Source organism: Reichenbachiella sp. (assembly GCF_039944555.1).
Classification (GTDB): Bacteria; Bacteroidota; Bacteroidia; order Cytophagales; family Cyclobacteriaceae; genus Reichenbachiella.
In genome coordinates, this window is the sequence record NZ_JBDUYN010000008.1 from 164,125 (window position 1) to 187,536 (window position 23,412).

The 23,412-nt window shown below is 42.5% G+C and carries 12 protein-coding genes; 2 read left to right on the forward strand and 10 right to left on the reverse strand.

Going from position 1 to position 23,412, the window contains the following annotated elements; all coding sequences use genetic code 11:
- Window position 1: 1 nt before the first annotated feature.
- The 5 genes from ABJD64_RS14545 to ABJD64_RS14565 all read right to left on the reverse strand — a co-directional run bounded on the left by ABJD64_RS14545 (window position 2) and on the right by ABJD64_RS14565 (window position 10,035).
- Window positions 2–2,299, reverse strand: coding sequence for a T9SS type A sorting domain-containing protein (locus ABJD64_RS14545; RefSeq protein ID WP_348182758.1), 2,298 nt, complete (start codon window positions 2,297–2,299; stop codon window positions 2–4).
- Between the two features lie 79 nt (window positions 2,300–2,378).
- The gene (locus ABJD64_RS14550; protein ID WP_348182760.1) at window positions 2,379–4,013 is read right to left on the reverse strand and encodes an aryl-sulfate sulfotransferase; all 1,635 of its coding nucleotides are present in this window, start codon (window positions 4,011–4,013) and stop codon (window positions 2,379–2,381) included.
- Window positions 4,014–4,084: 71 nt separating this feature from the next.
- Window positions 4,085–5,464, reverse strand: a complete 1,380-nt coding sequence (locus ABJD64_RS14555) for a hypothetical protein (protein ID WP_348182762.1) — start codon at window positions 5,462–5,464, stop codon at window positions 4,085–4,087.
- A gap of 30 nt (window positions 5,465–5,494) precedes the next feature.
- A complete protein-coding gene (locus ABJD64_RS14560; protein WP_348182764.1) occupies window positions 5,495–7,009 on the reverse strand; it encodes a RagB/SusD family nutrient uptake outer membrane protein in 1,515 nt (504 codons plus the stop codon).
- An 11-nt stretch (window positions 7,010–7,020) separates the two neighbouring features.
- A complete protein-coding gene (locus tag ABJD64_RS14565) occupies window positions 7,021–10,035 on the reverse strand; it encodes a TonB-dependent receptor (RefSeq protein WP_348182766.1) in 3,015 nt (1,004 codons plus the stop codon).
- A gap of 239 nt (window positions 10,036–10,274) precedes the next feature.
- On the opposite strand from ABJD64_RS14565, the gene ABJD64_RS14570 reads away from it, so the two are divergent.
- Window positions 10,275–11,210, forward strand: a complete 936-nt coding sequence (locus tag ABJD64_RS14570; RefSeq protein WP_348182768.1) for an AraC family transcriptional regulator — start codon at window positions 10,275–10,277, stop codon at window positions 11,208–11,210.
- A gap of 47 nt (window positions 11,211–11,257) precedes the next feature.
- Here ABJD64_RS14570 and ABJD64_RS14575 read toward each other — a convergent pair whose 3' ends face one another.
- The 5 genes from ABJD64_RS14575 to ABJD64_RS14595 form a co-directional block, all read right to left on the reverse strand.
- Window positions 11,258–12,535: a vWA domain-containing protein gene (locus tag ABJD64_RS14575; RefSeq protein WP_348182770.1), complete on the reverse strand. Its 1,278-nt coding sequence runs from the start codon at window positions 12,533–12,535 to the stop codon at window positions 11,258–11,260.
- A gap of 131 nt (window positions 12,536–12,666) precedes the next feature.
- Window positions 12,667–14,250 (reverse strand): sodium:solute symporter, encoded by a 1,584-nt coding sequence (locus ABJD64_RS14580; RefSeq protein WP_348182772.1) that lies wholly within the window; start codon window positions 14,248–14,250, stop codon window positions 12,667–12,669.
- 26 nt (window positions 14,251–14,276) lie between these two features.
- Window positions 14,277–15,809: a hypothetical protein gene (locus tag ABJD64_RS14585; RefSeq protein WP_348182774.1), complete on the reverse strand. Its 1,533-nt coding sequence runs from the start codon at window positions 15,807–15,809 to the stop codon at window positions 14,277–14,279.
- A gap of 32 nt (window positions 15,810–15,841) precedes the next feature.
- The gene (locus ABJD64_RS14590) at window positions 15,842–16,885 is read right to left on the reverse strand and encodes a hypothetical protein (RefSeq protein ID WP_348182775.1); all 1,044 of its coding nucleotides are present in this window, start codon (window positions 16,883–16,885) and stop codon (window positions 15,842–15,844) included.
- A 574-nt stretch (window positions 16,886–17,459) separates the two neighbouring features.
- Window positions 17,460–18,296: a TIM barrel protein gene (locus tag ABJD64_RS14595; protein WP_348182777.1), complete on the reverse strand. Its 837-nt coding sequence runs from the start codon at window positions 18,294–18,296 to the stop codon at window positions 17,460–17,462.
- Between the two features lie 277 nt (window positions 18,297–18,573).
- Between ABJD64_RS14595 and ABJD64_RS14600 the strand changes: the two genes are divergently transcribed.
- Window positions 18,574–23,301, forward strand: a complete 4,728-nt coding sequence (locus ABJD64_RS14600) for a fibronectin type III domain-containing protein (RefSeq protein WP_348182779.1) — start codon at window positions 18,574–18,576, stop codon at window positions 23,299–23,301.
- Window positions 23,302–23,412: the final 111 nt, after the last annotated feature.

Genomic DNA, 23,412 nt, shown 5'->3' on the forward strand with positions numbered 1-23,412 from the left:
TCTACTTTTTGATTAATTTGAATGTACGGTTCACATTGCCCTCTAAAATAAGGTAATACAATCCTGTTTCGAATTGACTGAAGTCTAAAGTATCAGTATCCCGCTGCCAAACAACTCTTTTTAGTTCGTTTCCGGCTAAATCTACCACTCGAAGTGGTCCTGCAAAGCCCTTGATCGAAAGCGTGTATGCTATCGGATTAGGATAAATTGCCACTTCAACGTTGTTTTCCTCTACATCCAGAACTATGGTATCCGATGAGTCATTTCCGCTTCGTGCCAGTGCAGCTACCAGTATGGATCGAAGTTCTGTTTCATTCGGTTCACGTCCATTCTCGGCTATGAAGGTCTCTACATCCTCTTCTGCATTCGCATAATAATTTTCGTGTGTGTAATAGATTTTCTGCTTTTCATTTTTGTCGTTGATCAACCAAAAACCATTCTGCTTACCGTCTATTACTTCATTGTTGTACAATTCCCAATACAAAACAAATGGGGCTCCCCATTCCAGGGCAGCGCGCATCACATGACGGCTTTGGGCATCTTGTTCTGTTTCATTGGTGGGGTCCAGGTAGCCGATGTTTTCAAAATCGTTCCGCCCATTCGGGTAACCATATTCGCCAATCCAAACGCGTTTGCCTTCCGGTAATCCGTCTTTATCTTTTAACTTCTCTTCTATGAGGTCCAGAGCCTCTTTGAGTTTTGTACTTACTCCTTCGTAAGTATTATCCCATGAGGTCGCATCATAGCAGGAATAAGAGACATAATCCACATTTACAAATGGAAGTACTTTGCTAACCAAACTTGGCAATTGTTTTTCAATCGTCTTTCTGACCAAATTGGCTTCGACGTAGAGATAGACCTCAACATTTTCATGAGACGTAGCTGCTTTGGCATCATCAACTGCCTTTTGTCTGATATTCAACCAATCAATCATACCCTGAACTGTCTCCGGGGCCAAAATACTTTTGTTGACATCCCATTCCGTGTCCGGTGTATTATAGTCGTCAACCAGGTGCCAATCTCCTTCCCAGTTGCCCAGATAGAACGTTTTTCCTGTTCCTGAGTAATTGGTTAAAAAATGCTCGGTCAGTTCATATATGGCATCATATTCCTCTTGTTCCTCTGCTTCAGTTTGTCCATCATAGAAAAAAGAAGGTCCGTAGGCCCATAAGTGGTAATAGCTAAAATCCATACCAAACACTTGCTTAAAAGACCGATGTTCAGCTTTGTTTTTTAGTGTGCCAGTCAAATCCGTCAAACCGTAGCTATCGCCAAAAGACACCTTCAGCACATTAGAACCCATAGCCCTTGTGACTTCAGCAGATTCGATCAATTTATCTTTTGAAGTAAACTGATAGGCAGGCCCAATAGACTGCGTACCCAATCGAAAATTAAATCGGGAGGACACTTCAGTCAAAATGCCACTCCCCGATAGTGTTGTTGCTTCAATAGAGCTGCTTAGTTCGGAGATGTTTCCGAAAATATCTTCGGCCTTTACCGACCACGAGTAAGTAGTAGAAGCAGTCAGTCCGGATACGTAATGGTAAGTCAATGATGTAGTTTTTATCTGCTCGGCACCCTGGTAGATCAGATAATTCTTTACGGCCACGTTGTCTTCAGACTCATCCCAGGTCAACCTTACAGACGAGTCGGTAATTTCTGAGCTGGTAAGATTCGCCGGTATGCTGGGTGCCTCGGTATCACCAACACCCTCTCGCTCTACTTCGTCAATAAACCATTCATTTCCGGCGGTGGCCCCATTCAGGTCAAAAAATATTACCATTTTGGTATACACGCCTGAGCCTTTACTGCTAAAGTCGAATTCATACGCGTTCCACTCACTTGGCGTGGGTGTGACCTCTTCTGAAAATGACTGACTATTGTCTGCGTTTTCGAATTTCAAAAGCACCTTCCCGCCGGATGCCGGTGGTAGTACTTTAAATCTAAAAGTAGAAAACATGGCAAAATCGAAGGCTGATGCCTCGTTGAAAAGTATCAGATCATATTGATTGGTCGTGCTTTTGATCTTACCACAATTTGCGGTTGAATTAATCAGACTGGCCGGTATGGGGTTAGCCGTCTTCTCCAGCGAGTTATTATTTTGCCAGCTGGCTGTTTTACTATCCCAATCTGAAATAATATCTATCTGCTGACCCATGGCCCACTGAACCAATATCAACCAAATCATCACTACCAATACTCCTCCTTTTTTCATCTGTTTAATTTTTTTATCGGTCATATGAACCGCCATGGCATGATTATCCCATCGTGGGAAGCCTTGTATGCCTGTTGGTTTCATCTTCTGCTTTGTTTTTAAAATGGGAATGGCCCTATACCCAAAACAAATGAGCCATCCCTTTTTGTAATTCCTTAATAATTTAGTGTTGAATGACAATTTTGGTAGGTCTCTCTCCTTCCACTTTCAATACATACACACCGCTTTTAATACTTACAACATCCAACTGTCCTTGTCCAATCACGGTGGATGCTACCAAGACCTGGCCGCTAAAATTGACTAATTCAACCGTTTTCCTTTCGTAGTTTTTCATATCCAAGTTCAAGTAATCTGAAACTGGGTTTGGATATATCTGATAGCTCAGTTGCTCCTCAACCACTGAAGTTACCAGCTGGCAATCGAATGCGGTCGGATTTTGCTCAAGCTGTCCTTGCGAACTCAAGTCTTTACCTGAAAAGCCAACATAGTTGTGGGGGTATCTTATGGCTCGAAAGACAAAATTATCAGGATTTGTTCCTCCTTCCGGGATAATATCATCTCCTTGCGAAAGTGCTCCTCTGATGGTGATCGGATTGATGTATTTCCAAACCATCTCTCCTGCTGCATTGATTTCGAAGAATGTACCGTGCGCGCCGTCGTCTATCAATATGTTGCCATTCGGCAATTGCTGGGCTCCGGAAATAAACCATGAATAGAAATCTGTTGGAGTAGGCGCCACATACTCCCAATCGTAGTCTGTCGGCAAGAATCTGCCCTGATCTGAGTTGTATCTACCTTCATTGCTCACTGCCGGATCAATTTTGACAATGCTTGTATACTTTCCATCAAGTCTGTTAATACCATTATTGAATACCATTATTTTGCCAGCATCGGGAAGTCCGGCTGGTATCCAATGTGTATTGTGTTGACCAAAAAGTTTTCTATCCTCTTCTGTCCCCATTTTGTAGGCCATTGGGTTGCCCCAACGGTAGATTAAATCACCCGCGGCACCTTTGGCTTCTTCCGTTGTGGTATTATGATCGATCACCCAAAGCTCATCAAATACCCTTGTGCTGATCATGATCTGGTTCAGATCGGGATTGTAGTTCAAAGCGTTGGCATGAATCCAATCAGCTTTTCCTTCACCACCATTCGTAAAGTTGAGATCTATCTTGTTGATATTTTCACTCACGGATCCGTAGTTGGCCTTGGTTTCATCAAAATCCTGAACCAGGTGGTCCCAAACGTGCCATTCCCATACCATCTCACCTCCATCTGAGCCGGTGGGTTTTATTTCGACGACATGCTCTGGCCATACTGCATCTTCTGTGATGAGCGACGGGTTTCTCCCGGCTGCTAATGCCTCTTCTGAGGTTTTCAGCTCCCAGGCTAAAAGAAGTACGTTGCCATTAGGCAAGACCTGAAAGTCATGATGCTGTCTGTATTGGCTGGTTGAGTATTCATATTGCCAAACCAGATTGCCATCCCAATCAAATTTCTCAACAATTCCTCCTGCCCCACCTGCTGTGAGGTCCGTGCCGGATGTCTTACCGGCTCGATACAGGCTCCCATCTTCAGTTAAGTAAACCGAAACACCGGGAAAATACGTGCTGTACCATTCGTGTACCTTTTCTCCACAATTGTTGATCAGGTAGATGCTGGTGTTGCCATGGGGAGAAAATAGCGTATATCCGTTGAACGTTTCTTCACCGTTGAGCATAATCCCAACAGTCCTTTCCTGGGCTACCGCCATTGACGTAATGGCCCACGCTAATATGAATGTCTTTAATATTTTCAAAATGCTCAATTTCGTCTTAGAAAAAAGGGAATTCGATATTGATTAACCGAATTCCCTACTAAAAATTTAGACTATTCTTTTACCTGTCCAAGATTGTCCCAGTAAAACTTTCTGGCCGTGTCGCCATTGCCTTCGTCAAAATGCCAGGTGATCTTTTTCAACTCACCCTGTGAGACATCTGTTCCTGAGAAATCAAAATATATGGCTTCCCATTCATTGGCCTTTGTGGTCTCAACAGTTGCCTTAGGATCACCGGTTATACCTTCCAGTTTCATGGTGATTTTAGCATTTCCATCTGCATTCGGATTGTAAACGTGCACCTTAAAGACTTGCCCATTCGCAAAATCAAAATTAGGGAGCTTACCGTCTTCGATGCTAATGCCGATCAGTGCAAGCGACTGATTGTAACCATAGGAATAGGCATCCACTTTCGTCAATTGAAGCACTTTGGTGCTATTATTGGCATCCGTGGCATCAGGATTGTCAGCGATTGCCGCTGCCCCACCCAACCAGCTTACGCCAAAGTCATTGGTTCCGTCCTCAAAATCTGCCAAAAAGGTGATGTCCTCCTCTGGTAGTTTGTCCAACTGCTCTAAACCGTCCCAATAGAACTTTCTGGCTGTATCGCCATTGCCTTCGTCGAAATGCCAGGTGATCTTTTTCAACTCACCTTGAGAGATGTCTGTCCCTGTGAAGTCAAAGAAAATCTCTTGCCATTCATTGGTTTTACTGGTAGTCACGCTCGCTTTCGGATCGCCAGTAATACCTTCTAGTTTCATGGTGATTTTGGCATTTCCATCAGCATTGGGGTTATAAACCAATAATCTGAAATATTGTCCATTCGCAAAATCAAAATCGGGAAGCTTACCATCTTCCAGGCTAATGCCTATCAGCGCCAACGATTGGTTGTAGCCATAAGAATAGGCGTCCACTTTCGTCAATTGAAGCACCTTGCTACTATTGTTAGCGTCTGTTGCATCAGGATTATCTATGATGGCCGCAGCTCCTCCAAGCCAGCTCACTCCAAAATCATTCGTGCCATCATCGAAACTGGCCAATTGTGTACGTCTTGGTCCATCTACAGGTGGCACATAGTTCACGGCTGTAATTTCCCATTCCTTGGTTCTGCCATTAGCCGCTGTAATGGTATACACTACAGGTTCAGTGAAATCCTGCGCCGACCCGGAAGCAGGAACAACAGAAGTACCTTCCGTAGTTTCAATCACGGGTGCTAAAGCTGTAAGGTCTACCGATTCGCCTACAGTTACTTTAACAAACGCTCTTACAATGTGATCATCAACAATTGCTTCGCCAAGCATTTCATCCATGGATACGGATACAATTTCGGCCTGGTATCCGGTGTCATTGATTATACCTTCTTCATCTTCGCATGCCCCAAACATCAGGACAGCAAAAAAGAAGAGCAAATGATATTTTTTATAATTTTTCATTTTTCTAATTCTTTAAGTTCTAAATCCCGATTAGTTGGTTCCCAACAAATCATTTTGATCCAATTCGACATCCGGGAGCGCATAATAGTAGGCGTTTCTCACGATGGTCTTAGCGTATTGTCCTTCTAGCACTGTTTCCATCTTACCTAGTCTTCTCAAGTCAAAGAGGTGCTGAAACTCATAGGCCAGCTCCCAGGTTCTTTCCTGATAAATGGCTTCTCTGAAAGTATTCACATCCATGCCACCCGCGAGATTGGGCAATCCTGCTCTCGATCTTACCTGATTGACGGCGGCGTAGCCTTCGGCGGTAGGGCCAACAGCTTCTGCGTAAGTCAGCAGCACTTCGGAAAACCTCACTACGTGATATTTGTTACCGGATATTTCTACTCCACTAGATCGTCCTGCATCTAAGTACTTCAGGGTGAATGGCCTATCCAACTTTCCGTTGGCAACGGACCATTCCTGACCATCTTCAGCAATCGCACTGGTAGCAAAGAGTATGTTCTTCCTGACGTCCGCATTATCAAAAGTGTCGTAAAACGGCACTTCTACAAACACGTGCTGCCACCCAAATCCAATCTCATATCCGCCTTGCTCTGCGCTCAGTGTGGCTGACTGTTGATCAAAATATGGGGTGGTGAGCGTACCTGCCAGATCTGTAGCAGATTCGCCGATTTCAGTTCTACTGGCAATCACCTCGAAAATACTTTCTGGCTCATCGACTACTTCCGAATTATACATCGATACCAAATCACTGTTGAATGAATAGGTAGACTGATCGTTGATTACGTTTCCGGCAAAATAGGCCGCAGAATCATAATAAGTAGCCGTGTTGGCTGTAGCAAATTGATACCCATCCAGCTTGTCCGTATTTTGGCCTGCTGAGGCCATAAACAAATACGCATTAGCCAAAAGACCTTGAGCGGCCACTTTATTGGCCCGACCTCTTCTTCGGGTATAGTCCATCATCGATTCCGCTTTTCGCAAATCTGAAATAATTGAAGCATAAATCTCTTCGATAGAAGCCAACGGAAGATGTGCATCATCCAGGCCTTGCAAACTTGTTAGCCTCAAAGGAACTGCGCCAAACAATCTCACTAGATTGTAATAGTTCAGTGCTCTTAGAAAATATCCTTCACCCACGTACTGATTTCTCAAATCCGTATCCATGGTGATATTTGGAACATTTTCTATAATGGCTATCGCTCGATTGATGCCAATATAGGCATGTCTAAAAGCCTGCTTTGTATCTCCATTCGTTTCACTTTGTGCTAATCCATCGAGATCTTTTTGATCCTGACTGGCATCACTTTTTTGTGTAAACTCTTCGGTAGTCTGATGCAAGGAGTAGAAAAAATGTCTGGAGTAATAGCCCATCGTAGGCAATACTGAATATGCGTAGACTAAGCCTGCTTCTGCATCGGCTGCCGTCTTATAAAAATTCTCTTCGTTCAATTTGCCGAAGACCTCTTCATCCAGTGAACATGATTGAAATATCATGGCCACGGTGGAGAGCATTGTTATATATATTTTAAAATTTTTCATGTCTCTATTTTTTATTCAAATGACACTTTTAGCCCCAGCGAGAATGTTCTTGATTTTGGATAAGAACCATAATCGATGTTAGGCACATCTCCGTTCGCTATTTCCGGATCATATCCTGAGTAGCCAGTGATCACGGCCAGGTTGTCGGCATTGACATAAACACTCAAAGTCCCAATTCCATTGATATTGGCAGTATTGACATTGTAGCCAAGCGTGACATTAGAAACTCTTAGGTAAGAACCATCTTCCACCCACCAATCCGATATAGCACTCTCTCTACCGCCTCTCAAACTTGGGTAATCCTGAGTGGGGTTATCAGCTGTCCATCTATTGATCTGGTTAGATCCTGAGAATTTCCCAACGTTGAATATGTCAGCTCCCATGGCGCCAGTCATTAAAATACTGGCATAGAAACCTTTGTATTCAAAATTGTTGGTGATACCGAAGCTGACGTCAGGATGCGTATTGCCCACGATGGTTTTATCGTTTTCATCGATCACACCATCGTCGTTGAGGTCCACATATTTGAATTCTCCTGGCAGGTATTCTTCTGTGTCCAAACCAGTGACATCGTATGTCTCACCGTCTTGAATAATGCCCTCCGTTCGAAATCCCCAAATCACATGGGTAGGTTGTCCCACCTGCAACCTTGTGGGATTGTCTCTGAATGTTTCCAAATATGGGCCGGTTTCGATGCCATCTCTATCGGACTGATTGATGCTTTTGAGCGTGTTTTTGTTAAAGAAAGCATTGGCACTTACGTCCCACTTAAAGGCTCCTTTAGAAAAAACTGCCGCCGACAATTCAACTTCCCAACCTTTATTCTCGATTTCCCCATCGTTGATCAGAATTTTGTCATACAATGAAGAATAAGGCAAAAACTCCTCTCGTAACAGGTCAGAAGTATTTTTGATATAGTAGTCCAGCGTCAAGCCAACCGAGTTATTGAAAAGGCTGATGTCCACACCCACATCAAATGTAGTAGTGGTTTCCCATTTCAAATCGGGGTTGCCAAAAATATTGTGATCTGGTCCGAAGCCAGTTGCCAGTCCAGGGTTCTGTGTTCCGTTTGGGTACTTCTGCGCAGCATAAAGATTTAAAGAACTATATGGCGATAAGGCCCCAATATTTCCTGTAGAACCATAGCTGGCCCGTAGTTTGAACTGGTTGATTACGCTCAGATCAGACATAAAAGACTCTTCATGCAATTTCCAGGCTACCGCCGCAGATGGAAAAAAGCCCCATTTGTTGTTTTCACTAAAGTGATTGTATCCGTCTCTTCTGCCTGTAAAACTTACTACATATCGATTGTATAGGACATAATTGATCCTTCCAAACTGTGAAATGAGTAAGTCTTCTCGCTGAGAATTTTCAAGATTTTGCAATTCGCCTGTGGACAAATCCTGATTAGCCAAAGCGTCATTTACAAACTGCTCTGCTATCAATTTGGATTCGCGTACATTGGTGTTCTGATAAGTTACCCCGGCAACTACATTGAGTTCATGTCCATCGGCTACCTCTTTGTTGAAGGTCAGATAGGTCTCACTCAAAATTCGAGAGTCGTCGTAGTTACTAAGCTCTCCCCGGCCATTCGTGGCTCGTCCCTGAAGTGTAGTAATCGGAAAGTATCTATCTGCGATACTATTACCCAATTTCATTCCAATGTTTGAGCTTAATTTTAGGTATTCCAAGATATCCCATTCCAATCCAGCCTGTGCGATGACATCATAACCTTTGCTTTTATCTGTCAGTTGCTCCGAGAGCACCACTGGGTGGGAATTATCCTGTCCTATAAAAAACAAGGTGCCATCTTCATTATAAACAGGGAAAATTGGTGATCTACCGACGCTATTAAGTGCGCTTGAGTTGTTATCCTTGATAAAACTCATCTTCAAATCACCTGTTATTTTAAGGTTGTCCAGCACTTGCTGCTGAAGGTTTATGGCAGCCGATATTTTGTTGTAGTCATTTCCTATGACTGTTCCTTCCTGGTCAAAATAAGTGCCACTCAGTCTAAACTGAGTTTTATCATTACCTCCTGAAAAAGCCACATTCACATTGTTTGTTACGGCCGGTCTATACACAAAATCAATCCAATTGGTTTGATATGGCCATGCGTTGCTTTCTAATTCCGCCACCGAAGGGTAATAGGTTCCTGATCTAATACCTCCATCATAGGGTAATTCAAATACCCGAGAATCATTGGCGGCTACTTCATTAGCCAGTGTAGCGTAAGTCACGGGATCTTTGATCAGATCCAACTTGTCTACCAGTACATTAGTCACCCCTGATTGCGCAGTGATATCTACTGAATTTCTACCTCTTTTTCCTTTTTTGGTAGTAATTACAATCAGACCGTTAGCCGCCCGAGTACCATAGATGGCTGTGGTTGCCGCATCTTTCAATACTTCAACAGATTCTATGTCCTGAGGAGAAATTTGCTTTAGTTCGCCAGCTCCTCCTATCGGAAATCCATCAACAATGATCATTGGCGCATTGTTTCCACCAAAGGAGCTACCTCCTCTTAACTGCACAATTGCATTGGAACCAGGCTCACCGCTACTACTTGTGACTTGCAGGCCAGGAACCTTTCCTTGTAGCATAGCCTCTACATGAGCAGTGGGTATCTGAGGAAGATCACTACCTGCCACCTTTGAAATAGACCCAGTCAGATTTTGCTTCTTTACGGTACCATAACCTATCACTACTACTTCATCGAGCTGAGTTAGGTCAGGGCTCATTGCTACATCGATGGTGGATCTTCCACTGACCGCATTTTCGGCCGAAATAAATCCGATATAAGAAAACACTAAAGTGGTGCCGTCTTCTACTTCGATAGAATAATTGCCATCGAAATCAGTAACGGTACCATTTGCGGTTCCCTTTACCAACACGCTCACTCCAGGTAGTCCTGACCCATCCTGATTGTCAGTCACTTTACCCTTTACAATGGTAGACTGTGCATACATCTGTTGAGATGCTAAAATGCATATCCCCATTATCAAACCTGTAAATAATTTTTTCATAAGCTTTAAATAATTGTATCAAACTATTTAATCACTACCGCATGATTAAATCAATCACTCATCTGACAGGAGAGTATTAACTTAATATATTTTGGCAAATTAGGCGGTTGCTGAAAGTCAAACCAATATGTTCGTGGTTATAAATGATACTTTTATGAATACAGACCCACAATTTCTGTATAATCTCTTTGATTTGTTATACTTTCATTAAAATTACCTAAGATTCAACAAATAACAATATGAAAGTATATCCGGAAATCACACCTGTAAAAGACGACGATGTTTTCGTGATCCTGAATCATAAAGATGCTGATTTTGACTATCCTATTCATACGCACCCGGAATACGAGCTCAATCTCGTGATCAATAGTTTAGGAAACAGGATTGTGGGTGATTCGGTATTAGAATACGGCCCGATTGATCTAGTGTTGATAGGACCAAAAATTTATCATTGCTGGGATAATGACAAAGAGAAGACCAGTGGTACAAGTGCACAGGTCATTACTATTCAGTTTGATGAGAATTTGTTTGATGAAAAATTCTTATCTCGGGATACTCTCCGACCGATCAAAGAATTGTTAGAATTTTCAATAAGAGGAATTTCATTTGACGGAGATACCAGGGATGACATCATGGTAAGAATGAAAAAACTGAGTCATATGAAAGGTTTCAAGGCCACACTGGAGTTTCTTGACATTCTACACACGCTGGCTGTTTCAAAAGACAAAACCTACCTGGCAAGCGTTGGGTTTTCATCTATGCCAGAAAAAACGACTTACAAGAGGATCAATGTTGTTTATGACTATATCCTTGAGAAATTTACTGACGTAGACCTAAATCTGACTGACGTAGCCAAAATTGTGAGCATGAGTGATTCCGCTTTTAGCCATTTTTTCAAAAAATGTACTAATAAGAGCTTTACGCAGTTCGTTGTGGATTTGCGCATTGGATATGCCTCCAAGCTGTTGCTTGAAACTCAGGACAGTGTAGGGCAGATTTGCTACGCTTGTGGATTCAACAATGTATCTAATTTCAACAGGCTTTTTAAGAAAAATCGAAGTCTCACACCAAAAGATTATCGAAAGCTATTTAACAAGGGCTCTATGCTCGATCATCACAATCTTACAGCTGCTGTAAAAACCCAATTTAGCGTGGAGGAAGAGGCTGTGGGCTAGGAAATTTGAATTCAGTGGAGTCGGTGCATCTTTAGCCTCATTATACCTTACGGAATATGTTCACCTACCAATCTTACTAATAAATCGTTCAGTTTTTCAACCTTAAATTCTCCAATAGTAGGTTCAAGATGATCATTGCCAATACCACTATCATCTGTAATGAAAACGTAGGTTCCATTCGTCAATATGGCAAAAGAGCGCATTAGATATTCCGTTGACTTATCGATACCAGAAGCTGTAATTGGTATTATTTTAATTCCCTCTTCTGCAGCTTGAATTAAGTTTCTTTCAATACTTGAAATAACCTCTTGCGTGTAGTGTGGTGGTGCGTCTAATAGCAGAAACATGATGCGGGTAGAGGCATTTTCATTCCAGGAGTTTTGAGTTATCGCAATATCCATAGCAGAATGCACGGCTTCCGGAAAATCTCCTCCTCCATCGGCAGATTGGTCTGTTATAAAGGAAATCAGGCTTGTTTCATCATTTGTAAAATCAAAATTGCGAGTGATATACTCATCTCCTTCATCTCTATAAAAAACCGATCCAAATCGCGTTTCTAACAAAGGATTGTTGGCTTTTACCTGTTCAATGACATTGTTTAACTCCGCTTTTAAGTAATCAATTTCATCCCCCATTGATCCAGTTGCGTCTACGGCAAAGTATATATCTATGATTTCCTTACTTGCTATTACTCTTTCCAACTGTACTTCGTTGATACCTTGAGTGTACTCTTTTACGTCGACTACAATTTCTTCAACACCTTCAACCTCAATTAAAGCAGTTGGTCCATCAAGTTCTAAATCTGACCATAGTGTAGCTTTTCCTTTGTGGTCTGTTTTGGTTTTCCATACTTCTACTTCATTAAAAATGAGGCTGATTTCGGCATTCGCCACAAATGATTCCTTTTCATCTACAACCAAAAAACTGTACCTTTTTATTTCTTTCAGGTTCCATTTGTTTACATCATCATAGTACTCCTGATTACTTAACAAAGTATTCCAGAAATCCCAGTTATCAAGATCGTTCCATTCACCAGCTGTTAATACTCCCGGTTCGAATTGTCTGTCTGGATTTCCGCTTCCCCAATCTCCCGAGCTGCTTGTTGAACCTCCTTCTCCAAGTGCAAATGATTCAGTGGCCGAATCTGTATATTCTCCACCTTCGTAGATGTTATCTAGGTTCGGCTCAGGCTCGATGACTTCCCCGAATAAACTGGTCTTTCCGCTCGCTACTTTTTTTTGAGGTTCAACATTTTGCGAACAGCTGTATAACAATAATACAATGGCTACTAGCGCTAGTCTTTTTGATCTGTTTAGTCGTCTCATAATAAATTCGTTTATTACAGGACACTTCTAAGAATTCAAATGGTTGGAAAAGTCTAGATAAAATTTCCAATATTCTTCTTTTCCTATTATCAAATTAGTTTTTTGAAGTCATTTAGGCTAACAACTGAATATCACCAATACAGGATGGCAAATAAGAAGCAGAAGGCAATCAATAAGAAAGACAGCACTCTATAATTCTTGTACCATACCACACCTTCCAGTTCCTTACTATCTTCTTTAAATACTTCTGCGGACCAGATCATACCTTTCAGTGATTCTTCAGTTGGTTTTTCTGTCATTAAACTCACTGTAATTGCAACAAGTAATGAGGCAATTAGAATAAATGGCACCATCAATAAAAAGTGAAGATCGACCAGTGGAGTAAGGTCTTTGTAGAGCATCAGAAAAACTGCCACCACCAAACCGCCAATCAATCCGGCAAATGCACCTGTTGCGCTGGCTCGTTTCCAAAACAGCCCGAGTAAGAAAACACCTACAATTGGAGGTGCGATGTAAGAAATCATGGTCTGGTAGTATTTCACCAAAGTACCAAATTTCTCTACATGAGGTGCCCAGATGGCGGCTATTATGATGATAACCACGGAGGCCAATTGCCCGACTCTTACCAATTTTTTAGAGTCAGTCCCGGGATTCATCTTGGAATAAAAATCCATCGTAAAAACCGTAGAGGCGGAATTGAGCACGGCACTGAGTGATGAGGCCAACGCTGCTACAAGTGACGCTATAATCACTCCTATCAGGCCGATAGGTAATAATTCTTTGATCAATGTTGGGTAAACTCTGTCCGGATTGTCCAACCCGGGAAACAGATAACTTGCCCATACGCCAGGGAAGATGAAAATGTATAAGGTGAGCACCATCAAAGCGCCAGCTAAAAATAGCCCTTTTCTTCCGTCATCAACAGATTTGGCACTCAATACACGTTGCACCAAAATTTGATTGTTGCCCCAAAAGAAGAATGCCAGCACGGGTACTCCTACGATCATTCCCAGCCAGGGAACAATGGGGTCGTCCATGGGGCGTACGATATGGAGTGTCAACGTATTTTCAAACTGAGCCATAAAAGCCTCCCAGCTGTCGATGGCGTTGTAAGTAAAAACAGAAAGAATGATTGCGCCTATAAGCAGGATCACAGCCTGCACCAATTCAGCATTGATTGCAGACGAAAGTCCGCCGGGAATCGTGTATGAAGCCACGACAAAGGCTATGCAGAAAATTATGATTTGCATATCGACCCCAGGAAATACCAACTGAATAAGTACTGCCCCGGCGTAAAGAGTAACTGCTGCGTCCACGAAAACATTTCCAACGATAGTAATCACTGAAAAGTAATACTTGGACCTCTTATCGAATCTTCTTTCCAAAAACTCTGGCATGGTGTACACGCCGGACTTGATATAAAAGGGTAGAAAAAACCAGGCAAAAAAGATCATCACCAATACAGATATCCATTGAAAATTGAAGACGGCCAAGCCGGTATCATAGGCTTCTCCCGACCATCCCAGCAAGGAAGAACTTGACACACCAGCAGCAAACAATGACAAACCTACGGCCGGCCATTTCATATCCCGACCGGCCAGGAAATAGGCTTCTGAGCTTTTATTGGAGGCGTGACGAAGTGCCCACCAAACAATAGCCACTATGTAGACACCAATGATGGTTAGATCAATTGTACTTAAGGATATCTGATCCATTATTTCTGAATTTAACTAATTGAAAATTAATAATTAATGGTAGTAAGCACGACCACGCTACCGGCTGGGAGGTGTACTGACATGGGCTCGTTCAAGGCCACCGACGTCCGCACTTCTGATACTATAGTCAGTTGGTTTTCTTGCTGATTGAATTGATCCGGATAGTAACCGTATGAGTTTAAATCCATTTGAGAATCATAATTGAGGTTTACTGAAATAGCTTGATTCCTATTCGAATTGTTGACCAGAGCCACCGAATAATCATCGCCATATCTGGCGGCGGTTAATCTGACCTTATCAAAACCTGTGGTGTCTGACCTCAAAATCGTGGACCCGTTTGGAAAATACTTGCACATCCACGACCACGGATAGTAGCCTGGTCTGATTTCTTCATCTTTTGGATTACCACATATTTCAGTTCCCAAAATATTCCAAAAACCCCATCTTTTCAGTTTTGTAGTATCTCCAGTGTCGCCCAGCGTATGCATGGCATCATCCAAATCCCAGACTACTACTCCATCAACACCTGCATTCATACCCTGGATGGTGGCATCCACCAAATCCACGCCATAATCAAAATCATAGACGCGCATATTGGAGTCGTCACTGGCATGGGGATCATCTTTGATCCGTTGGTCATTTCGAGCCTTGGTCTCACCTCCCCATTCCTTCAGCCCTAATTCACCCAGGAAAAATGGCTTCCCAGTGGCATTAACCTTGTCCATGACACCGGTCACACTTAGATAGTCCAGGTATGTTCCATTCCTGATGGCAGCTTGGTCCACATAGGCATGAACATCGTAGTAACCTATTTGATCATTTAATTCATCAACCGATTTGGGCAGCCATTCACTGCCTTTTACTTCCGACTTTTCATTGTCAAATTGGGGGACGCTACCGGGACCAGATGCGGCAATGTATCGGTCCAATTTATTGGACTTGAAAGCAGAATCCAGCCTTTTGATTCCGGACTTCCACTCTTCCCAGTTGCCGTCTGCCGACGACCAGTACCCATTGGGTTCGTTTACCAGATCATATATTTTGATACAGGTATATCCCTTGTCGATGATCAGAAAATTCAGATAATCAACAATCATCTGTATCCATTTGAGATCATTGGCATCACTTTTCGGATCGATGGCAGAACCAATTTCTCCAAACAAAACTGTGATGTTGTTTTTTTGACAATAGTCTAATATTTTGAAAAGTGACTGGACTTCTTCGCTGTCGAAATCGTTAATTGGGGTACCATTTTCATCCAGACCTCTGAAGTATCTCCATTCGGCCATATCAAATATTCTAATGAACTGTGGCTTCATGTAGTCCAATCGACTGTACAAGGTATCCCACTTAGCATCCGTCATTATATTACCCCATTCGGCAGTTGAAGCATCGGCATGAGGATAGGCAGACCACTGCACGCCATTTCCTATAAAATTCTCTCCAATGACTTGATCAGGATAAATGTTAATGACACTCCCTTCTTGATCCTTATTCGCTGAATTGCAACTTAGCATCAAGCTCATTGCAAACATCACTAACATCCAACCTGTTTTCATAACTCAATTATTCACCAAAATCTTTAAACAATTTATGCATTTACTACTTCTTGGTTAGCTCTTTCCCTTGAGTTAGACTTGATAAACCCTACTAATTCATCAACCTTACAGGTAGCTACACCACAATATTGATCGGCAGCACCATAGTATACATACAGGGTGTTATCTACGATTACATTTCCTGTGGGAAATACACAACCATTGTACAATCCTTCATTTTCATAGTCAAACTCCGGCTCCATGATAAAGTCTTTGGTCTTCGCCAAAACCTTTGCCGGGTTTTCCAAATCTAACAACATGGCACCCACACGATAAATCCCTTTGTTATCCACACCGTGATAGAGTGTCAACCATCCGTCTTCTGTATACAATGGTGGCGTAGATCCACCTATTTTCTCTTCCCAGGCTTCTTCTCCCTGAATCACCATGACACTCGTGCTGTAATCCCAATTCATCATGTCGTCGGACAGAGTCAACCATATGGCCGGATATTTACAACCATAATCAGGCCCTATCCATTCTTTTGGTCTATTGAGCAAAGCATACTTTCCGTTAATTTTTTCTGGAAAAAGAATTACATCACGGTCGTCCAGAACCGTTTCTGTCATTCTGCCTAATCTCTTAAATGATTTAAAATCTTTCGTAATGGCTAAGCCCGTATTTGCGATGTTTTTGTTTACCACTGCCGGCGCATTTTGCCCGTGATTGGCAACATTTACCTGATCCGGTGCCATAGTCCAGTATTGCCCTGGAGGAAATGGTCGATAGGCATAGGTGACATAGTAATAGTCGTCGAATTTCACGATTCGAGCGTCTTCTACGCAGCCAGCATCAGGTCCGTCGCTACTGGGTGAAAACACCGGCTGGTCTGACATTCTTTTGAAGGTAAAGCCATCATCGCTCACTGCTAATCCAAAATGAATCAAATGATCTTCGTCGTCCCCTGCTGCACGGTATAATAAATAGAATTTCCCGTCTTCATACCAGGCGCCTGGATTACAAACCGCCAGGTTCTCCCAACTGTTGTTTGGATTTGGTGATAAAATCGGATTTTCTGAGTTCTTTTTTAATTTCATAAGTCCTGTCTAATTGAAGAATATCTGCTGTTCAGATTTGAAATGCACCAAAACGAAATAGTCTTTAGAATAACTGTGATTCAACTCTCTCGTTTTGGTTTACTTCATTAATTCTAGTTGTTGTAAAAAAAAAATTATAATCATCCTGTCAAATGATACTCAAAAGTAGAATGGTGCGATTTTGGAGACTATTAGTATCAAGTCAATAACTGACACTATTATGAATTCAACTTGTCTTCGAGGAAGAAAGAGGCCATGGCTGTATGATTTGTGGCCATATCTTTCGATCATAGGTTAGTTCCTATTAGTACTAATACTTAATCATTATTGGCGTTTTCAGAGCAAAAAAGTATTATTTTATAAATATTATGTCTGGAATTATAAATTGTACTTTTATGAAAAGTAAGTCTTATGAGCATCAACAAAATTGAGAAATCAGGCGCTTACTCCTGGTACTATTTTGAATGAGGCGGAAAAATCAAGCTTATCTCATCTTAGTTATTATTCTGTCATTTGTAGCATTGATTTTTAGTCATCAGTAATGTCGGGCAGGCCCTGACAAAGGCTCCCCTCGCTAGACGATGCTTACCCTATTTGTTTTGGCCGTAGCCCTGATGTGCGCTCCTGCTAAAAGATATTCTTCTTTGCTCTGGAGATGTTCCATGATAATGGGTAGATCACCATGCAATCTGGAAAGGCAGATAAGCAACATTCCTAAATCTAACGTGCCCTTACCCGGACGCACCTCACGGATACAAGCTGGAAATTGATGATCCAAAACAACGTCCTTGACATGACAACTTTTGATATACGCCCCAAGTCTCGAAACAAAATCATCTATTATTTCCCTATGATTGAAATACCTTTTCGGTGAGTAAAGCAAATTGACAGGATCAAAATGTACTGCAAAGGCTGACCGATCTATCGCTCTTATTAATTTGAGGTAAGAATCTGCAGATTCCGGAAATATCCAAGGCATAGTTTCCAAGGTATAAAAAGTTCGCCGAGGCTGAACTTCATCTATAATCTCTCTGACTTTTTCAACAATCATATCAAAAGTCTCTGAGGAGAAATTGGTGCGATGAGGTCCGTCCCAAACCTTAGAGCGAGAACCCGCAATATTTACACTGCAACACGCACCGATCCTATCTGCCAAATAGAGACGCTTTTTCGCTTCCGAGGTGGCCAATTGCCTTTCTTCGTCATTGGGTGAAATCGTATTGTTCCAAATCCCTACCTCTGCTATCGTTAGATTATTTTGAGTGATTAACCTACTCAAAAAATGAATGTCAGCCTCGCTTGCATCTGACCCTAAAGGGCAAATAGCAGTTGAGTAGTTGTACGCCTTTACCCTTTCAATCCACTCCTCCAAATTCTCCCATTTCTCGGGAATATCTCCTCCAATCTTCATAGCTGCTGTTAATTAATTATTCCAAGATAATGAAGCTAAAAATCTGGAGAAGAATTCTTTCATAATAGTATCAACGATTAGCCAATGGATGTAGAATTGGCCTGTATTCAACCCAAAATACAGGCTAAATACATGTTAAATGACAGTTGCGTTTATGTATCCCCATAGCGAATTCCCTCTTTCTTTCATGATAATGTCAGATATCTGCGGCTGGGTACTAGAGTGCACTTTTAATTATGAAAACCTTTGAGGTTATCAAAAATCTAAAAAATGCACGATGAGAAACGTTATTATTAAAAGTATCACAAAACCTGCCTTTTGTATTATCCATTTTATAATAATCCTAACCCAATCTGCATGGGCACAAACCGATGTGCCGACGAGCCTTAGCGCTACTAATGAAACTTCAAGTTCTTTCATTTTGAACTGGACAGCACCTACCGGCTATACCATCCAGGGCTACAATATTTACAAAGACAACAGCTATGTGGGCTGGGCCAATGGGGCTGCCATTTCCTATCAATTGAACGGAATCAGCCAGGGAGTCAGCCACGACTATGTGGTCAAGGCCATAGATGGCTCATTCAATGAACACGCCAGTGCGGTATTCAATTTCACCCTCGGAGGAGGTTCAGATACTCAGGCGCCAACGGCCCCAACACTTGCTTCATCGAATGTGACAGAAAACTCAGTGACACTATCCTGGAATGGTGCTACCGACAACGTCGGGGTAACTGGATATAAAGTTTACCAGGATGCTTCCGAGATTGCTAATTTGGCGACTTCCAGTTATCAGGCAACAGGCTTAACTGCATCCACTTCCTACGCTTTTACAGTGCTAGCTTATGATGCCGCTGGAAATCAATCCGTACTCAGTAATACAGAAAATGTGACAACCAGTGCCGCCTCGGATACTCAGGCGCCATCAGTACCCAATGGACTATCAGCGTCGAATGAAACATCGAGCAGTTTTGCATTGAGCTGGAACACATCATCAGACAATGTAGCTGTCACCGGTTATAAAGTCTATCTGGACGGCGTGCTGAACCAATCTGTGAGTAACACCGGCGCTTCTGTAAGTGGGCTAAGTACTTCTACAAATTACAGCGTAACTATTTCGGCCTTAGACGCAGCCAGCAACGAGTCTGCGCAAAGTGCAGCACTACCGGTAACTACCACTGCTTCATCTTCGAGTGACGTGCCGACAAACCTTCATGCAACAAACGAAACAGCGACCAGCTTTACGCTCAACTGGACGGCTCCAACCAACTATACTGCGGCTGGATACAACATCTATCTGGACTCGGATCAAACCTGGATTACCTGGATCAATACAGGCACCACTTCATATACTATTGATGCCAACGCACATACCAGTATCAGTCCCGGAGTTAATCATGATTATTTAGTTATCGCGTACAACCCTTCCTGGCAGCCATTTCAAGCCACATTCAATTACACAATTGGTGGCGGAGGCTCGGATACTCAAGCACCAACGGCGCCCACACTCGCCTCCTCTAATGTTACCCAAAACTCAGTTGATCTTTCCTGGAGCGGAGCAACTGATAATATAGGAGTTACAGGATATAAAGTATACCAGAACGGAACTGAAATCGACGACTTAGCCTCTACCAACAAAACGGTGAGCGGCTTGACTTCATCCACTGCTTACGCCTTCACCGTTCGAGCCTATGACGCAGCCGGTAATCAGTCAGTACTGAGCAATACCGAAAACATAGTAACTCAAGGCGTCGGGTCTCCGGTAATCATAGCTCCAACTCACCCAAAATTAGCCTATGTAGGACGACTTGACTCCACGAACAATCAATTCGTCAAAATGGATTGGCCAGGCACTGGCGTGAGGCTGAAATTTCAGGGATCGTCACTAAAAGCTAAGATCAACAGCGTGCCAAGCGGTAACTCTGACTATGTCATGGTAGTTATTGATGGATCTACTCCGACAAGGCTCCAGCTATCAGCTGGAGGAGTAGAATACACTTTGGCTTCCGGGCTAGACGCCAATCAATCACATACTGCTGAAGTTTACAAATTGACCGATGCTTCAGATGGTTATATCGGTTTTGAGCAATTCGAATTGGAGGCTGGCAAATCATTAGAGGATTATACGCGCCCTCCATACAAGATCGAGTTTTACGGTGACTCTCAAACGGTGGGTTATGCCATGGATGATCCTAACAGAGCCGATGGCGATAGCGGAGACGCTCAATACAAAAACAATTACATGACTTACGGAGGAGTAGCTTCAAGAACCCTTGAAGCTGAATATCATACCATTGCCAGAACGGGTATTGCTATCAAATCCGATCCATATGGTACGCCAATTATGCCTTCGGTATACAATCGCACCTTACACGCTGATGCAGGTGCCTATGATTTCTCCAAATGGAAGCCTGATTTGATCGTTATCAATCTTGGACAGAACGATCATTGGAATGGAGCCGCCAACGGAGACATCACCAGCAACTATGAAAGTTTTGCGAATACACTTAGGACTGCCTATGGTGACAACCAACTTCCGGTGGTCTTATCATTAGGAGATATGGACGCTACTGCAAATCCAAATTATGTGAACTACATACAAAATGCAGCGACCAATTTGGGTGCCAACACCTACTCCCTCATATTTCCGCATGATGCTAGCTTTCAAGGACACCCTAATCAAGCGCGTGCTCAGGTCATGGCCAACGCACTGGTAAGTTTGGTTCAAACCCACAACCTGCTTAGCGGAACGCCTCCACCACCAGTTAATCAGATCATGCATGAGGTCATTAGTAATTGGGAAGATGTGACTCCTGCCTGGGTAGAAAGTGATGGAGCATATAGTACTGTGTCAAATCCGGAATCCACAAGTGACAACAATAGTGCAAGCTGCGGTAAGCTGGTAACCAATGGAGGTTCTTACCCCCTGTTGAAATTAGAACCGGGAGGAACTTATGATTTCAGCACCAAACCTTATTTCAGAATGAAAATCAATGGTGCCAGTGACAGAGGATTGATTATGTTGAAATTTGAAAATCCTGATAATTCTCAATCCTATTATAAAACAGCTTTTGCACATGGCAAAGGGGAGACCGGATGGGAAGAATTGATTTTCGATATGAGCGGTGCGCAATCAGGTGTATTTACCAGAATGGTGATTCTTATTGATTTAGGTGATTATAATGGTACCAATGGAGATAACTGGTACATTGACGAAATCGAAAGATTTGGTGTAAGCGGAGATACACAAGTACCATCAGTTCCCTCAGGGTTGTCCGCCAACCACCAGGGGCAAAATTTTATAACCGTGGAATGGGACAAGTCTGCTGACAATTCTCAGGTAGCAAGTTATGAAGTGCATGTAGATGGTAGCCTGTTTACTACAAGCAAAGACAATTCTGTATTAGTCTATGACCTGTTGCCCAACACGGCTTATAGCATACAAGTAAGCGCGGTAGATATGGCAGGAAACAAATCTGCCCTGAGTGGCGGATTGACTGCATCAACCATTGCAAATCCAAATTCCATAGTACCTGATGATTTCAATTACATTTTGGGTACTCAGACTTTCAAACCCAACTATCAATTTACCGATGCCAATGGTCTTACGGAAACAGCCAACGGCATGATTGCTATGGGATCGAACATTTTAAAGATGACGCTTCAGCCTGGCAATTATATTGAGCCTGATCCTGGCTACCTTGCACCTATGGATGCGATCAACAACTATCCTTTCTTAAGAGAAGCGATGGATATGCCGCAATTCAAGCATATTTTCTTGTGGGTTTATTCTCCAAATGTTTGGGTGAGAGATGACGGTATGAGATCTGACGAATTAGCTAACGAAGACAATACTGTTTATGCCTTGACCAAATATTTGCTACAGCAATACAACGGCACAGACAAAACCTTCTACATCGGTCAGTGGGAAGCAGACTGGGAATTGGTAAACGATGTCTCCGGTATTGAAGATTGGAATCAAAACAAACCGACCGTCGATCAGCACAGAATAGACGGTATGATTGCCCAGATCAATGCCAGACAAGCGGCTGTGGACCGAGCAAAAGGAGAAGGCGGTTTTAGTGGGGTTCAGGTTTATAATTACACAGAAGTGAATTTGCCAAAAGCAAGATCTTTAGATCAGGGATTAGCGAGTATGCTTTCCCATGTACTTCCACATGTAAATGTAGATTTTGTGTCTTATTCGTGTTATGATGCCATCAGAAACTACAGTGATGAAACTACCATCAGGCAAAATCTGATGACTGTGATGGATACCCTTCAAAATGCATTGCCAGCCAAAGCCGGGCTTCCATTTGAGAAACGCGTGTTCGTTGGAGAGTTTGGATTTCCAAACGGACGTGAGGACAAGTACAACACTTATGCCGAACCTCAAAGCCAGGAGGATCAAGACTTATGGTCGAGGTACGCCATGAAAGCGGCCATTGAATGGGGGTCGCCTTTCGCCTTATACTGGACGTTCTATGGTAATGAGCATAAGACTGTCGATGGCATAGATTGGAATACACAAAATGGGTATTGGATGATTGATAACATCAATCGTAAACAGAAGATCTATCATACTTACAAGAACTATTATGCTGCAGCAAAACAAGGAGTCGCAGACTTCATGAACGCCAACAGCAATAGCTTGCCAAGTGAAGCGCAGTTCAGAACGATTGCTCTAAATGCCTTGAATGGCGCTTCCAATACGTCTTCAAGAAATTTCGAAGAGGAGCGTAAAGTACTGGCAGAAGAAAAGCCAAATTTGAGTCTAAGAGTTTATCCAAACCCCGTCACGGATCAATTTTTTATTTCTAACCACTCACTTAGCATCAGCTCTGTTCATCTTTTCGATTTGTCCGGTAATAAAATACTGACAGCGTCTAAGTTCAACCAAGGTGTCATTAGATTGGATGTCTCCGCACTCAAAAAAGGTATTTATCTTTTGAAAGCAACTACAATTGAAAACACCATTTCGACGATCAAGATCATGAAGAAATAGATTGAGCAAATCTATACCTTCGAAAGCCCGGCCCTTTAATAGGCTGGGCTTTCTCTTTATAGAGCTTGGCTCATTATCATACCATAGCTACACTTAATTGTATTTATTTTT